This window comes from Pseudonocardia sp. GCM10023141, assembly GCF_042653605.1.
The window spans coordinates 63,223-76,978 of the sequence record NZ_JBHSIR010000066.1; the positions used below are offsets into that span (position 1 = coordinate 63,223).

The 13,756-nt window shown below is 71.1% G+C and carries 14 protein-coding genes, 1 pseudogene and 1 riboswitch; of the genes and pseudogenes, 11 read left to right on the forward strand and 4 right to left on the reverse strand.

All coding sequences use genetic code 11. The features are described from left to right. Window position 1: 1 nt before the first annotated feature. From ACFPFQ_RS37570 to ACFPFQ_RS37580, 3 genes are read right to left on the reverse strand one after another with little or no spacing between them, the layout of a single operon-like run. Window positions 2-1,948 (reverse strand): hydantoinase B/oxoprolinase family protein, encoded by a 1,947-nt coding sequence (locus ACFPFQ_RS37570; RefSeq protein WP_379627643.1) that lies wholly within the window; start codon window positions 1,946-1,948, stop codon window positions 2-4. A gap of 10 nt (window positions 1,949-1,958) precedes the next feature. Next, window positions 1,959-3,992, reverse strand: coding sequence for a hydantoinase/oxoprolinase family protein (locus ACFPFQ_RS37575; protein ID WP_379627644.1), 2,034 nt, complete (start codon window positions 3,990-3,992; stop codon window positions 1,959-1,961). A 43-nt stretch (window positions 3,993-4,035) separates the two neighbouring features. Beyond that, window positions 4,036-4,302 (reverse strand): hypothetical protein, encoded by a 267-nt coding sequence (locus ACFPFQ_RS37580; protein WP_379627646.1) that lies wholly within the window; start codon window positions 4,300-4,302, stop codon window positions 4,036-4,038. Window positions 4,303-4,561: 259 nt separating this feature from the next. Here ACFPFQ_RS37580 and ACFPFQ_RS37585 point away from each other — a divergent pair, with 259 nt between their 5' ends. The 10 genes from ACFPFQ_RS37585 (at window position 4,562) to ACFPFQ_RS37630 (ending at window position 12,730) form a co-directional block, all read left to right on the forward strand. Beyond that, on the forward strand, window positions 4,562-5,269 hold the full coding sequence (locus tag ACFPFQ_RS37585; RefSeq protein WP_379627648.1) for a TetR/AcrR family transcriptional regulator: 708 nt from the start codon (window positions 4,562-4,564) through the stop codon (window positions 5,267-5,269). 66 nt (window positions 5,270-5,335) lie between these two features. Further along, window positions 5,336-6,145 carry a TIGR03084 family metal-binding protein gene (locus tag ACFPFQ_RS37590; protein WP_379627650.1) on the forward strand — a complete coding sequence of 270 codons (810 nt, stop codon included), beginning with the start codon at window positions 5,336-5,338 and terminating at the stop codon, window positions 6,143-6,145. Continuing rightward, window positions 6,142-7,911, forward strand: coding sequence for an acyclic terpene utilization AtuA family protein (locus ACFPFQ_RS37595; protein ID WP_379627652.1), 1,770 nt, complete (start codon window positions 6,142-6,144; stop codon window positions 7,909-7,911). The genes ACFPFQ_RS37590 and ACFPFQ_RS37595 overlap by 4 nt, the downstream gene beginning before the upstream one ends. A 58-nt stretch (window positions 7,912-7,969) precedes the next feature. Continuing rightward, entirely contained in the window at window positions 7,970-8,374 is a 405-nt protein-coding gene (locus ACFPFQ_RS37600; RefSeq protein ID WP_379627654.1) for an STAS domain-containing protein, read from the forward strand. 90 nt (window positions 8,375-8,464) lie between these two features. Continuing rightward, the gene (locus ACFPFQ_RS37605) at window positions 8,465-8,917 is read left to right on the forward strand and encodes an ATP-binding protein (protein WP_379627656.1); all 453 of its coding nucleotides are present in this window, start codon (window positions 8,465-8,467) and stop codon (window positions 8,915-8,917) included. A 147-nt stretch (window positions 8,918-9,064) separates the two neighbouring features. Continuing rightward, window positions 9,065-9,322, forward strand: coding sequence for a hypothetical protein (locus ACFPFQ_RS37610; protein WP_379627658.1), 258 nt, complete (start codon window positions 9,065-9,067; stop codon window positions 9,320-9,322). Between the two features lie 83 nt (window positions 9,323-9,405). Further along, window positions 9,406-9,513: riboswitch (SAM riboswitch) on the forward strand. 33 nt (window positions 9,514-9,546) lie between these two features. After that, window positions 9,547-9,657 (forward strand): putative leader peptide, encoded by a 111-nt coding sequence (locus tag ACFPFQ_RS37615; RefSeq protein ID WP_379627660.1) that lies wholly within the window; start codon window positions 9,547-9,549, stop codon window positions 9,655-9,657. A 174-nt stretch (window positions 9,658-9,831) separates the two neighbouring features. After that, the gene (locus tag ACFPFQ_RS37620; protein WP_379627662.1) at window positions 9,832-10,818 is read left to right on the forward strand and encodes an amino acid ABC transporter permease; all 987 of its coding nucleotides are present in this window, start codon (window positions 9,832-9,834) and stop codon (window positions 10,816-10,818) included. Then, on the forward strand, window positions 10,815-11,654 hold the full coding sequence (locus ACFPFQ_RS37625; RefSeq protein WP_379627664.1) for an amino acid ABC transporter ATP-binding protein: 840 nt from the start codon (window positions 10,815-10,817) through the stop codon (window positions 11,652-11,654). The genes ACFPFQ_RS37620 and ACFPFQ_RS37625 overlap by 4 nt, the downstream gene beginning before the upstream one ends. Before the next feature lie 62 nt (window positions 11,655-11,716). Further along, window positions 11,717-12,730 (forward strand): transporter substrate-binding domain-containing protein, encoded by a 1,014-nt coding sequence (locus ACFPFQ_RS37630; protein WP_379627666.1) that lies wholly within the window; start codon window positions 11,717-11,719, stop codon window positions 12,728-12,730. Between the two features lie 65 nt (window positions 12,731-12,795). Here ACFPFQ_RS37630 and ACFPFQ_RS37635 read toward each other — a convergent pair whose 3' ends face one another. Then, window positions 12,796-13,311, reverse strand: coding sequence for a putative sulfate exporter family transporter (locus tag ACFPFQ_RS37635; protein ID WP_379627708.1), 516 nt, complete (start codon window positions 13,309-13,311; stop codon window positions 12,796-12,798). Between the two features lie 222 nt (window positions 13,312-13,533). Here ACFPFQ_RS37635 and ACFPFQ_RS37640 point away from each other — a divergent pair. Next, a pseudogene (locus ACFPFQ_RS37640) lies at window positions 13,534-13,692 on the forward strand (acyl-CoA dehydrogenase family protein); the annotation flags it as partial. Window positions 13,693-13,756: the final 64 nt, after the last annotated feature.

A 13,756-nucleotide genomic window follows, 5' to 3' on the forward strand; every position in this document is an offset into this window, starting at 1 on the left:
ATCAACGCCCCGCAGCCAGCTCGGCACGGCGCCGGGTGGTGGCCTCGAGGTCGACCGTGAGCTGCTCGGGGTGGCGGATCGGGTCGCCCTCGACCACCACGCCGTAGTCGCGGTAGGCACCCTCGATGCTGACGTACTCGTCGCGCACGTCGCGCATCACCCGCTCCGGCTCGCGGGCCAGCGGATCACCCCAGCCACCACCGCCACCGGTCTGGTAGCGGAAGATCGTGCGCGGGGTGGTGCGCCAGATGGGCGTGGAGGCGAAGTAGTGGTAGTCCCCCGCCGGATCCAGCACCTTCGACTCCGGGTCCAGCACACCGGCGATGGGCTGCGACCGCGCGTAGACGTCCGTGCCGGTGCCGAGCAGATCCTGCTCGTCGCGGATGTCGAACGACTCCGGCGCGAACATCCAGCACGCCTGCGTCGTGCCGTCGGTGCCGCCGTAGGCGCCGACGCCGCTGGGCGACTTGGTGTGCAGCGGGCTGGACCAGTGCTCCGCGTCGCGCAGGTAGAGGGTGTCGCGCCGCACCGACGCGCCGCCGCGGTTCGTGCCCGCGCCCGCGGTGTCGGCCGCGTACTCCTTGCGCAGCACCACCACGGGAGAAGACGCCTCGATCGCCTCCGTCGCCGGGTCGATGTTGTTGATCAGCTGGGCCACCATGTAGCTGTCGCCGTCGCCGACCTTCGTGGCGCCCCAGGGCCCGTGCTCACCACCGCACTCGGCCACCGTGGTCCACGGCGTGCCGTCCTCGGTGACGCCGTTGGCGTTGTGCAGCATCAGCGAGCCGTAGTCGCCACCGACGGCGTCCACGCCGAGCACGCCCGACAGCGCCCGGTACACCGCCTGCAGCACCGGCATCGTGCTCTCCCAGTACAGGAAGATCGCGCCGTCGGGCGGGGTCGCGCTGCAGATCGTGCCCGGCGGCACCACGAGGTCGATGTTGCGGAACGAGCCGGAGTTGAACGGCGTGCGCTGGTCGATGAGCATCTTGATGCCCACCGCGATCGCGGTCTTCGCGTCGAGCGCCGACGCGTTCACGCACGTGCGGGCCTGCTCGGAAGTGCCGCTGAGGTCGACCTCGACGCGGTCGCCCTGCTTGGCGATCCGGATCTTGAGCCGGTAGGTGATGCTGTCGTCGAGCCCGTCGGCGTCGATGCCCTCCTCCGCCTCGTAGACCCCGTCGGGGATCTTCTCGATCAGCGCGGTGGACATGGCCTCGGCCGACGCGTCGCAGGTGTAGGCGATGGCGCCGAGGAAGGCCTGCGCGCCGTAACGCTCGATGCTCTCCCCGATCAGCCGCTCCGCGAGCAGCAGCGCCTGGTAGATGCTCTTGATGTCCGGGAACAGCAGCGGCGCCATCCGGGCGTTGTCGAAGATCAGGTTGAACGTCGAGCGCACCGGCCTGTCCTTGGCGTAGAGCCGGGTCGGGCTCAGTACGAGGCCGTTCTCGTAGGAGTTGCGCTTGGTGGCGCTGAAGCCGGCGGGCACGACGCCGCCCATGTCGAGCTGGTGGGCCCGGATCGTGACGAACGAGATGATCCGGCCGTCGTGGAAGATCGGGCGGATGAAGCACATGTCGTTGACGTGGTTGCCCACCCGGTAGGGGTCGTTGGCGATGATGATGTCGCCGGGCTCGACGTTCTCGACGCCGTACTCCTCGATCGTGTTGCGCACGGCGTCGCCCATGGTGCCGAGGAAGACGGCGAGCGAGTTGCTCACCGTGCTCATCGCGTAGTCCTGCTCGGGCGGTCCGGCGATCGTCGCGGCGAAGTCGTACCAGTCACGCAGGATCGAGGAGAACGCGTTGTTGAGCAGCCCCGCGCACATGTGGTCCACCACGTAGCGCATCCGGCTGGCCAGCACGCCCGCGGTGAAGCGGTCGGCGCCGTAGCGGGCGGCGAAATCCCCATCGGACAGATCACGCAGTGCGGTCGTGTCGGTGGTCATGTCGGCTCCCCTACTCCGCCGCGAGGCGGATGCGCAGCTCGCCGTAGGTCCCCACCACGACGTGGTGGCGCGGCGGCACGAACGTGGTGGACAGCGGCTCCCGGATCACCGCGGGGCCGTCGATCTCGTCGCCGGCCAGCAGGTCGGCGCGCTGGTACTCGGCCGCGGCGAGCGGCTCGTCGGTCAGGTAGCGGATCTCGATCTCGCGGGTCGGGGTGGGGCCACCCGACTCGCGCGCCGGTAGCGTCGGGTACTCGACCTTGGCGGCCGGGAACACCGCCTCCACCCGGTAGGTGACGCCCTGCACGGGCAGCGCCTCGAACCGGTTGCCGGTGCGCTGCTCGTAGACGTCGTGGAAGTTCGCGATCATCTGCCCGACGGTGTCGGCGGTGATGGTGCCCTCGGGGATGCCGACGAACGGGGTCTCCCAGCTCTGGCCCATCAGCAGCGCGTCGAACGTGCGGACGAAGGTGATCTCCTGGTCGGACTTGTTCCCGAACCGCTGCCGCAGCCGGTCCTCCATCTGCGCGTAGACCTTCTCGATCGACTCGGCCGCGCCCGGCTCGAGGATCGTGTAGGAGCTGCGGCTGTCGCCGTAGACCTGATCGGAGCTGACGAGCCCCAGCGCCGAGAACAGGCCGGGGTGCGGCGGCACCACCACCTCCTTGGCGTGCACCAGTTCCAGTGCGGCGGGCAGCAGCATCGGGCCCGCGGCGCCGAAGGCGAGCAGCGTGTAGTCGCGGGGGTCGATGCCGTGCTTGACCGCGACGTTGAACAGGCCCTCCGCCACGTTGTTGACGCCGACCTTGAACGCGTAGCTCACCCGCTGCGCGAGATCCAGCGGCGAGTCGAGCGCCTCGAAGGCCTCCCGCGCGAGCTTCGCGTCGAGCGTCATCCGGCCGGCGGCGAACCCGTCCGGGTCGATGATGCCCATCATCAGCGCGGTGTCGGTGGTGGTGGGCTGGGTGCCGCCGCGGCCGTAGCAGGCCGGGCCGGGCACCGAGCCCGCGCTGCCGGGCCCGACGAGCAGCTCACCGGCCGGGCTGACGGTGACGAGGCTGCCGCCACCGGCGCCGATGCTGACGACCTCGTTGGACAGGGCGTTGACGATCAGGTCGTGCTCGAGCTCGAACGTGGTGTCGACCGAGGGCGCACCGCCGGTGACGAGGCTGATGTCGCACGAGGTGCCACCGACGTCGGCGCACAGCAGGTTCGACGCGCCGATCAGGGACCCGAAGTGGGCGCTCGCCACGGTTCCGGCGGCGGGGCCCGCGAACACGATCTGGTACGGGTGCTCCACCGCCACGTCGGCCGCGACGAGCTGCGCGGCGCAGTTGGCGTAGTTCAGCTCGCCGGTGAAGCCCTCGGCGCGCAGCCCGGCGTCGAGCCGGGCGGTGTACCCGTCGTAGATGATCCGCATGAAGACGTCGATCACGGTGGTGGAGGAGCGCGCGAACTCCTTGGCCAGCGGCGACACATCGCTGGAGATCGAGCACGGGATCGGGCCGAGCACCTCCAGCACGAGGTCGCGCAGCCGCTCCTCGTGGTGCGCGCTCACGTAGGCGTTGATCAGGCAGATCGCGACGCCCTCGACCTCGCACTCCCGCAGCACCTCGAGCTCGGCGCGGGCCTGCTCCTCGTCGAGCGGGATCAGCACCCCGCCGTCGGCGGTGATCCGCTCGCGGACACCGCGGCGCAGGTAGCGGGGCACGAGCGGGCGGGCGGCGTCGCCGTAGGGGCGACGCCAGTGCGCGTCGGTCAGTGCCTCGGCGGGCCGCCAGGTGCGGCCGGCGTCGAGGATGTCGCGGTGGCCCATCGTCGTCAGGAAGGCGATCTTGGGCAGGTTGCGGGTGATGACCGCGTTGAGGCCGTGGGTGCTGGCGTGGTTGAACACCGTGGCCCCGGCGACACCGACCTCCCTGGCGCCGGCGAGCACGCCGTCCTCGGTGCGTGCCTCGGTGGCGACCTTGATCGTCCGGATCTCGCCGCCGTCGATGGCGACCACGTCGGTGAAGGTGCCCCCGACGTCGACTCCGATCATCATGCTGGCACTCCCATGCGGGTTCGGGGGGTTCTGGGGGACGCGCTCACGAGAGGTCCAGACCGTGTGAGGTGAGCTGGATCGGGCCGAAGAGCTCCCAGCGCTCGCGGCTCACCGAGCGCAGTGACGGCTGGTGCTTGACGACGATGAACCAGCCGCCCTCGCTCAGCACCGGATAGCGGCGGAAGTCCGCGGCGGTGGCGCCGGGGAAGTCCTGTTCCAGGTCGACGCCCAGGTCCCGCAGCTCCTGCTCGGTGACCTGCTCCCGGTCGACGTACCGCGGTGGGGCGACCGTCGGATGCTGATTCGTCATGCCTGCTCCGGCCCTTCGCGCGCTGCTCGGCGGTGGCCACCGCGAACACACGTCGCGTCGCTGCGGGGCCGTGAGATGATTTACGTGGACCGAACGGTCCACGTAAATGGGGACCGTAGTGTGGGCCCGGTCACCACCACAAGCACGTCGCCCGAATGGCGGCAGGGCGCTCGTCCCGCGGAGTGACCACGCGGTGTGGGAACCTACGAACGGCGCGAGGTGCGCGCCCGGGTCACACGGAAGAGCTCGAAGGATCGCCATGACGACCACCGGCACCGTCCGGGACGAGGACCGGGAGCGGCGTGGTCGCGGCCGCCCGCAGGGCCACGGCCCGGGCTTCGAGGACCGGCGGCGCGAGATCGTCGACCTGGCCACGGCGCTGTTCGCGGAGCAGGGCTACTCCGGCACCTCGGTGAGCGACCTGATGCGCGTCACCGGGCTGGGCAAGGGCGCGCTGTACCACTACATCGAGTCCAAGGAGAACCTCCTCGTCGAGATCTCCTCGCAGGTCATGACCCCGCTCATCGCCCGGATGCGCGAGATCGTCGCCCTGGAGGAGTCCCCGCTGGTACGGCTGCGGATGATCTCCGAGGCCATCCTCGACGGCATCGCTCAGCGCCCCGAGCACGTCTGGGTCTACGAGCACGACTACCGCTACCTCAGCGGCGAGAACCGCACCCGGTTCCTGCAGCAGCGCCACGACTTCGAGGGGCTGGTCTTCCAGCTGGGCAACGAGGCGATCGCGCGCGGCCTGTTCCGCGGCAGCGACGTGCGGCTGCTCATGTTCCAGTTCTTCAGCCTGCACAAGCAGACCGCGCAGTGGTTCCACCGCGACGGTCCGTGGGCGCCGAGCGAGCTGTCGCGCGAGTACTGCCGCACCCTGTTCAACGGCTTCGCCGCCGACGCCGCCTCGCTCGACGCGCTCGAGAACCGCATCGAGACGCTGCGCCGGCCCACCGCCTCCTGACCCGCCCACTGCAACCTGACCCGTCAGCCCTTGCGCAGCGGCGCCTTAGTGAATGACGATGCACTTATGGCTGTCTCGATGCACGACCTGCTCGACGATCTCGCCGCGGAGACCGCTGTGGTCCAGGTGCTCGTCGCCGACCTCGACGACGCCGGCGTCGCCCTCCCCACGCCCGCCACCGGCTGGGACGTGCGCGACCAGCTCAGCCACCTCGCGTACTTCGACGAGGCGGCCACGCTCGCCGCCGTCGACCCGGAGACCTTCCGCCGGGAGGCCGCCGCGCTGGTGGAGCAGGGCGCGGACTTCCCCGACCGGGTCGCCGCCGAGCACGCCCATCTCGGTGCCGCCGAGCTGCGCGCCTGGCTGGACCGGGCCCGCAGCCGGTTCATCACGACCTTCCGCGCGCTCGACCCGAAGGCCCGGCTGCCGTGGTACGGGCCGGACATGAGCGCCGCCTCGTCGGCGACCGCGCGGCTGATGGAGACCTGGGCGCACGGGCAGGACATCGCCGACGCCGTCGGCGCGGTGCGGGAGCCCACCGACCGCCTGCGCCACGTCGCGCACCTCGGCGTGCAGACCGCGGGGTTCGCGTTCGCGCTCAACAACCGCCCCGCGCCCGAGGCTCCCGTGCACGTCGCGCTGGAGGCGCCATCGGGCGCGCGGTGGGAGTGGGGCGATCCGGATGCGACGGACCGGGTGACCGGCTCGGCGCTGGACTTCTGCCTGGTCGTGACGCAGCGCCGCCACGTCACCGACACCGCGCTGGCGGTGACCGGGCCCGCCGCCACCGCATGGATCTCCATCGCGCAGGCCTTCGCCGGCGCACCGGGACCGGGCCGAGCACCCGGCGCCGTAGCGGCCGGGAGCAGCCGATGACCAGGCGTCCGGTCCGCATCGCCAACTGCTCCGGCTTCTACGGCGATCGCCTCGCCGCCGCGCGGGAGATGGTCGAGGGCCACGTGTCCGGGGAGACCATCGACGTCCTCACCGGTGACTACCTCGCCGAGCTCACCATGCTCATCCTCTGGAAGGCGCGGCAGAAGGACCCGTCCGCGGGTTACGCGAAGACGTTCCTCGTCCAGCTCGAGCAGGTGCTGGGCACCTGCCTCGACCGCGGGATCAAGATCGTGGCCAACGCGGGCGGGCTCAACCCCGGCGGGCTGGCCGAGCAGATCGGGCTGCTCGCCGGGCGGCTCGGACTGGCCCCGCAGGTGGCCCACGTCGACGGTGACGACCTCGTCGGACGGCTCGCGGAGCTGCAGGCCGCCGGGCACGACCTCGTGCACCTCGACACCGGTCGCAAGCTCGCCGAGGCCGGCGTCGAGCCGGTCACCGCCAACGCCTACCTCGGCGGCTGGGGCATCACGGAGGCGCTGGGGGCGGGCGCCGACATCGTCGTCACCGGCCGCACCACCGACGCGTCGCTCGTCGTCGGGCCCGCGGCGTGGTGGCACGGCTGGGGGCGCGAGGACGTCGACCGGATCGCCGGCGCGATGGCCGCGGGCCACGTCATCGAGTGCGGTCCGCAGGCCACCGGCGGCAACTACGCGTTCTTCGAGGAGATCACCGACCGGCGCTACCCGGGCTTCCCCGTCGCCGAGATCGCGGACGACGGCTCCAGCGTGATCACCAAGCCGGACGGCACCGGCGGGCTCGTCTCGGTCGGCACCGTCACGGCCCAGCTGCTCTACGAGATCGCGGAGCCCGCCTACCTCGGCCCGGACGCCACCGCCCACTTCGACACGCTGCGGCTGGACCAGGAGGCGCCCGACCGCGTGCGGATCAGCGGTACCCGCGGGAGCGCGCCGACCGACCGGCTGAAGGTGGCACTGAACTACCAGGGCGGTTTCCGCAACACCATGACGCTCGTGCTCACCGGCACCGCGATCGAGGAGAAGGCGGCGTGGGCCGAGGAGCAGCTGTTCGGGCTGCTCGGCGGCAAGGAGCGCTTCGCCGAGACCGACGTGCGGCTGCTGCGCTTCGACCGGGCCGACGCGCCCGTCAACGACCAGGCCACCGCGCACCTGCGCATCACCGTCAAGGATCCCGACGCGCGCAAGGTGGGCCGCGCCTTCTCCAACACCACCATGGAGCTCGCGCTCGGCGGCTACCCCGGCTTCCACACCACCACCCCGCCGTCCGCGGAGAGCGCCTTCGGCGTCTACTGGCCCACCACGGTGCCCGCCGCCGAGGTCCAGCACCGCGTGACGCTGCCCGACGGCACGCAGCAGACGATCCCGCACCCGCCGGCAGGCCCCGCACCGGCCGCACCGACAGCGGCGGACCACACCCCGGTCAGGGGGCCCACGACGCGGCACCCGCTGGGCACGGTGGCCGGCGCCCGGTCCGGTGACAAGGGCGGCAACGCCAACATCGGAGTCTGGACCCGCACCGACGAGGAGTACCGCTGGCTGCGGGCGTACCTCACCGTCGAGCGCATCCGGGAGCTCCTTCCCGAGGCCGCGGACCTGGCGATCCGTCGCTACGAGCTGCCGAACCTGCGCGCGGTCAACATCGTGGTCGTCGGCCTGCTGGGCGATGGGGTGGCCTCGGCCACGCGGCCGGATCCCCAGGCCAAGGGGCTGGGCGAGTACCTGCGGAGCCGGTTGGTGGACATCCCGGAGGCCCTGCTGCGCCGGTGATCATGGTTCGTGATCATGGACTGGGCCGATCGGAGCAAAGCGCGATAGCGTGCCCGCCATGACAGGACGCGATACCCACTCCGGTCTCGACGACCCGCAGACCGATCGCCCGGGACTGGAACTCACCACCACCGTCGTCGGCTCGGCAACGGTGGTGGCAGTCCGCGGCGAGCTCGACCTGTACACCGCACCCGAGCTGATGAGCACCGTCGACGCCGCCTTCGACCAGCCCGCCGTCGCCACCGTCGTCATCGACCTGTCCGCGGTCTCGTTCCTCGGTTCCAGCGGGCTGGGCGTGCTCGCCAACCTGGCCACCCGGGCCGCCGACGCCCGGCACGCGCCGACGAACCTGCGCCTCGTGGCGCCGCCGGACCACGTCGCCGTCACCCAGCCGTGGGAGGTCATGCACCTGCACCAGGTCCTCCCGCTGCACCCGACCGTCGCGGCGGCGCTCGAGAGTTGAGATCCGGCCGATCAGGTTCGGCCCAGCGGGTTTGACAGGCCGGCGCCGCGGGAACCCGGCCCTGTTGTGTCCAGCCAGGCTGGAGGATTGTTGTCCCAGCTCGTCGAGTTCTCCCACCTCACCATCCCGGCCCACCCGACCAAGCTCTCCCCGCTGCGCCGCCACCTCCGGCGCTGCCTGTGCAACATCCCGCAGGACCGGCGGGACGAGATCGTCCTCGCCGTGTCCGAGGCCGTCACGAACTCCGTGACGCACGCGTACGAACCCGGGCGCCACGGCACCATCGAGGTGACACTGTGGACCGAGTCCGAGGCGCTCTGGATCGAGGTGCGCGACCACGGGCAGTGGCGCGTTCCCGCGGCCGAGCCGCGGCCGACCGGGCACGGCCTGGGGATCCGCCTCATGCAGCAGCTGTTCACCTGCGTGCTCATCCACCACGACCGCCACGGCACGCAGGTACTCCTCCAGCAGCCGCTGGCAGCGCCGGTCCCCGACCGCTCGCCACTCGGGCGACCCGCGGATCGGCCGAGTGGCGAGCTATGAACGTCACACCGGTGCCGAGCGATCACTCTCCGTGACCGATGTCGCGGCCGCACCCGTCCGGCTACCTCGATTGAGGTAGCCGGCTACTCGTGTCACGTGCCGACGGCGCGCCGATGCTCGAGGCTCCCAAGAGAAACGGGTGCTGCCATGAGGCCGTTCGTGGTGTTCGTCGGCGGTGGCCTGATCCTCGTCGGTGCGTGGACGGCCAACTGGACGCTCGGTCTGCTCGCCGGGCTGCTCCTCTGGCTCGCCACGGTGCAGCTCTGGCCGTGGACGGCCTGCAGCTCCTGTGCCAGCAGCCCCCGCATCCGCGACTTCACCGGCAAGAACTGGCGCACCTGCGGCGGTTGCGGTGGCACCGGCAAGGAGCTGCGCACCTTCGTGATGCGCCGCAACGTCCGCTGATCCGCGCCGACGGCCGGGACCGACGGCGTCGCAGCCGACACGTTGACAACGCCCGCGCAGCCGACTTAACGTCCACTCCGACAGGTCATGAGTGTCAGCGACAAGCCCTGGCTTGCTGGCCGGCAACCCTCGCTCGCGGTGGGGTGCTCCAGGTGACGACCGGACCGACGCACGTTCGGTAAGCGCGATGCCCCCGGCGGGCAGAACAGGTGGCGGTGGCGGCGATGGACACCACTTCGTGGTTGGCGCAGTGGCGATGCCACGGCCGCGCCACCGGAGCGGCCCGCCGCCACATCGACCTGCAGCGCGTCAGCAGCGCGCTCTGTCGTTCCTGATCTCACACCCGGGGCACTGACCCCGCGCTGTTGACCATCTCCTGATCCGCGCCGGACCGCACCGGCGCGGACTCCGTACGTCCCCCTCACCGAGCGCGCCGCTGCGATGCGTGCTGCCCGGACGCCCCCCGAGTCCACTGGAGTTCCAGCGTGCCTCCCTCCGGCCGATCCACCGTGTCCCGGTCCGATCCGCCACCCCCGCCACCCCGCCTGAACCGGGTCGACACCGACGACCGGCCCGAGCCGGACCTCACCGCTGCGCGCGTGATCCCGCTGCGCCACCCCGGCCGGTGGATCGCCACCGTCGTCGTACTCGTGGTGCTGGCCCAGATCGTCCACGGCCTGATCACCAACCCCTTCTACCAGTGGGACCGCTTCGCGTACTGGTTCCTGCGCCCGGTCGTCCTCGACGGGTTGGTCATCACGCTGCAGGTCACGGCGTTCAGCGCCGTGCTCGGCCTGGCGGGCGGCATCGTGCTGGCCCTGGGCAGGCTCTCCCGCAGCCCCGTCCTGCAGGCCGTGAGCTGGATCTACATCTGGCTGTTCCGCTCGGTCCCGCTGATCGTCGTGCTGCTGTTCCTCTACAACTTCAGCGCCCTCTACAAGTCGTTGAGCCTGGGTATCCCCTTCGGACCCGCGTTCGTGACGTTCGGCGTGACGACGCTGGCCACGGACATGGTCATCGCCGTGATCGGCCTGAGCCTGAACGAGGCCGCCTACGCCGCAGAGGTGGTGCGCGCCGGAATCCTCTCGGTCGACCAGGGGCAGCACGAGGCATCGGCTGCGCTCGGGCTCCCCCGCGGTTACCAGTTCCGCCGGATCGTGCTCCCCCAGGCGCTGCGCGCGATCGTGCCCTCCTACGTCAACCAGCTGATCGGGCTGATCAAGAGCACCTCGCTGGTGTTCTACGTGTCGCTGCTCGACCTGTTCGGCACCGTGCAGAGCATGGGCGCCACCTACTCCGGCGACATCGTGCCGCTGCTGGTCGTCGCCACCGTCTGGTACGTGATCCTCACCAGCATCGTGTCGATCATCCAGTTCTACGTGGAGCGCCACTACTCCCGCGGCGCGCTGCGGACCCTGCCCCCGACACCCCTGCAGAAGCTGCGCACCGGCACCACCGTGCTCCGGGCACGCATCAGGGAAGGAGCGATCCGATGACGAGCACGACATCAGACACGGCCGCCGGGACGGGGACGGGGACGGCCGTGCTCGGGGAGGTGCTCGACGGGGTGCGCCCCGCTGCCGTGCAGGTGCACTCCGCCCACAAGTGGTTCGGCACCCACCACGTGCTCGCCGGGGTGGACCTGACCGTGGCACCGGGCAAGGTCACGGTGGTACTCGGCCCGTCCGGATCGGGGAAGTCGACGCTGCTGCGCTCGATCAACCACCTCGAGAGGCTCGACAGCGGCCACGTCAGCATCAACGGCGAACCGATCGGCGTCCGCCACCACGGCACGCGGCTCAAGGAGCTGAGCGAGCGGGCGATACTCGCCCAGCGCAGCCGGATCGGGTTCGTCTTCCAGAGCTTCAACCTCTTCCCCCACCTCAGCGCGCTGGACAACGTCGCCGCCGCCCCCGTCGCCACCGGCCGCAGCTCCCGCTCCGAGGCCCGCGCGCACGCCCGCACCCTGCTGAGCCGGGTCGGGCTCGCCGACAAGACCGACGCCTACCCGCGCCAGCTCTCCGGCGGCCAGCAGCAACGCGTCGCGATCGCCCGGGCCCTCGCGCTGCGGCCCGGCGTGATCCTGTTCGACGAGCCGACCTCGGCGCTGGATCCCGAGCTCGTCGGTGAGGTGCTGGCCGTGATCAGGGACCTCGCGAGCACCGGAACGACCCTCATCGTCGTCACCCACGAGATCGGGTTCGCCCGCGAGGTCGCCGACCAGGTCGTCTTCCTCGATGCGGGCCGCATCCTCGAGCAGGGCCCACCCGCGCAGGTGCTCGACCACCCGCACCACCCGCGGACCGCGGAGTTCCTCAGCAAGGTCCTCTGACCGCCGCGCGCACCGCACCCCCACCGCTTGCCCACCCCGTTCACACCCCGAGCAGGAGAACCATGTCCGGCACCCGTACCCGATCGATCCGCGCCCTCGGCGTCGCAGCGAGCCTCGTCGCGCTCGGCGGCCTGCTGGCCGGCTGCGGCGGCTCCCCCGCCGCGAGCGCCGCCCCGGCCGGACCCACCACCGTCGCCGTCGGTGCCGTCTCCAACGGCGCCGCCAAGGAGACTCCCATCACCGTCGACGTCGTCGCCGCGATCCGCGCGAAGCTGCCGGCATCCGTCATCGACAGCGGGAAGCTCACCATCGGGCTGGGCTTCCTCCCGGCGGGCTCACCTCCGATCGGCTACGTCGGCAGCGACCAGAAGACGATCACCGGCTCCGAGCCCGACCTCGGCAGGCTCGTCGCGGGCGTGCTGGGCCTCGAACCCGTCTTCGCGAACGCCACCTGGGAGAACCTGTTCGTCGGGCTCGACAGCGGGCGCACCGACATCGGGTTCTCCAACATCACCGACACCGAGCAGCGCAAGCTCAAGTACGACTTCGCCTGCTACCGCCAGGACAACCTCGGCTTCGCCGCGCCTGCCGGCAGCAACTGGGCCTTCACCGGTGACTACCAGGTGCTCGCCGGCAAGAAGGTGGCCGTGGGCGCCGGCACCAACCAGGAGAAGATCCTGCTGCAGTGGCAGACCCAGCTCCGGGCCGCCGGCAAGACGCTCGACGTCGAGTACTTCCCCGACAACAACTCCACCTACCTCGCGCTGAGCTCCGGCAAGATCGACGCCTACTTCACCCCGAACCCGTCGGTCGCCTACCAGGTCACGCAGTCGGCGAACACGCCCAACCCGGTGCGCAACGCCGGCACCTTCTCCGGCGCCGGATCCTCGCTGCAGGGCCTGATCTGCGCCACCGCGAAGAAGGACAGCGGGCTCGCCGGCCCCGTCGCCGAGGCGGTCAACCACCTCATCCAGAACGGCCAGTACAAGACCTGGCTCGACGCCTGGAACCTCGCCAACGAGGCCGTTCCCACCTCGCTGGTCAACCCGCCCGGACTGCCCCTCACCAACTCCTGACCGACCCAACTCCTGAGCGATCCGGTCGGGCGGCGGCCCCGTGCTCGCCGCCGCCCGACCGGCCCTCAGTGGGCTTCGATCCACCCCGAGGTCAGCAGCACCAGCCCCAGCGAGCAGGCCGCCACGACCACGAGCCCGAGCGCGGCGACGACCAGCGGGCGGATCCCGCTGCGGGCCATCTCCTGCAGGTCGAAATTCAGCCCGACACCGGCGAAGCAGAGCAGGAACGCCCACTTCGACAGGCTGCCCAGGCTCGTGATGTCTGCCTTGCTGAACACCCCGAGCGTGGCGAGCGCGGACACGGCGAGGATCGCGGCGATCGCGTAGCCGGAGTCCTCGTCGTCGGCGTCGATCGCGCCCTTGCCGGCGATGATCGCCGACACGCCGCCGATCGACGTGCCGACGGCCAGCAGCGTGGAGAGCTTGCCGCCCAGCCCGAAAGCCTTGCCCACCAACAGGATCACGGTGGTGGCGATGATCATGTCGATGAGGATCAGCCCCAGGCTGAACCCGCCGAGCCTGGCCAGGTGGGTGCAGCGGCGGGGATCAGCAGTCCGATGCCGTCGAACGGCACGGGCGATCCGCGGTCAGCCTCGACAGGCGCTGGAGGTGACGAAGCAGCAGTCGATCCAGCGACGCTGCGTCAGAGGTCCCGCGGGCACGATCGCCGAGCGTACGGCGACGTTCGCCCGTCCGCACCCCTCCCGTCCGGTTCGCCCGGAAGATCACCATCGGCACGGCAGGACCAGCGCCGAACGACCTGCTGCAGTACCTCGACCGCTCCCGGCGATGAGGCCCTGACCATGGCGAACCCGCACGACTACCTCGACCTCGACAGCCTCCTCTCCGCCGAGGAGCGCGCCGTGCGCGACCGCGTGCGCGCGTTCGTCGACGAGCGGATCCGCCCGAACATCGCGGACTGGTACGAGCGGGCGCACTTCCCGCGCGAGATCGTCCCGGAGCTGGGTGCGCTGGGGCTGCTCGGGATGCACCTGAGCGGTCCCGGCTGCGCCGGTCGCAGCGCCG

Coding starts and splice junctions, on each gene's coding strand:
- ACFPFQ_RS37585 (WP_379627648.1), top strand. CDS start 4,562: ATGACGACCACCGGCACCGTCCGGGACGAGGACCGGGAGCGGCGTGGT.
- ACFPFQ_RS37625 (WP_379627664.1), top strand. CDS start 10,815: ATGACGAGCACGACATCAGACACGGCCGCCGGGACGGGGACGGGGACG.
- ACFPFQ_RS37600 (WP_379627654.1), top strand. CDS start 7,970: ATGACAGGACGCGATACCCACTCCGGTCTCGACGACCCGCAGACCGAT.
- ACFPFQ_RS37610 (WP_379627658.1), top strand. CDS start 9,065: ATGAGGCCGTTCGTGGTGTTCGTCGGCGGTGGCCTGATCCTCGTCGGT.
- ACFPFQ_RS37575 (WP_379627644.1), bottom strand. CDS start 3,992: ATGATGATCGGAGTCGACGTCGGGGGCACCTTCACCGACGTGGTCGCC.
- ACFPFQ_RS37595 (WP_379627652.1), top strand. CDS start 6,142: ATGACCAGGCGTCCGGTCCGCATCGCCAACTGCTCCGGCTTCTACGGC.
- ACFPFQ_RS37615 (WP_379627660.1), top strand. CDS start 9,547: ATGGACACCACTTCGTGGTTGGCGCAGTGGCGATGCCACGGCCGCGCC.
- ACFPFQ_RS37570 (WP_379627643.1), bottom strand. CDS start 1,948: ATGACCACCGACACGACCGCACTGCGTGATCTGTCCGATGGGGATTTC.
- ACFPFQ_RS37630 (WP_379627666.1), top strand. CDS start 11,717: ATGTCCGGCACCCGTACCCGATCGATCCGCGCCCTCGGCGTCGCAGCG.
- ACFPFQ_RS37580 (WP_379627646.1), bottom strand. CDS start 4,302: ATGACGAATCAGCATCCGACGGTCGCCCCACCGCGGTACGTCGACCGG.
- ACFPFQ_RS37590 (WP_379627650.1), top strand. CDS start 5,336: ATGGCTGTCTCGATGCACGACCTGCTCGACGATCTCGCCGCGGAGACC.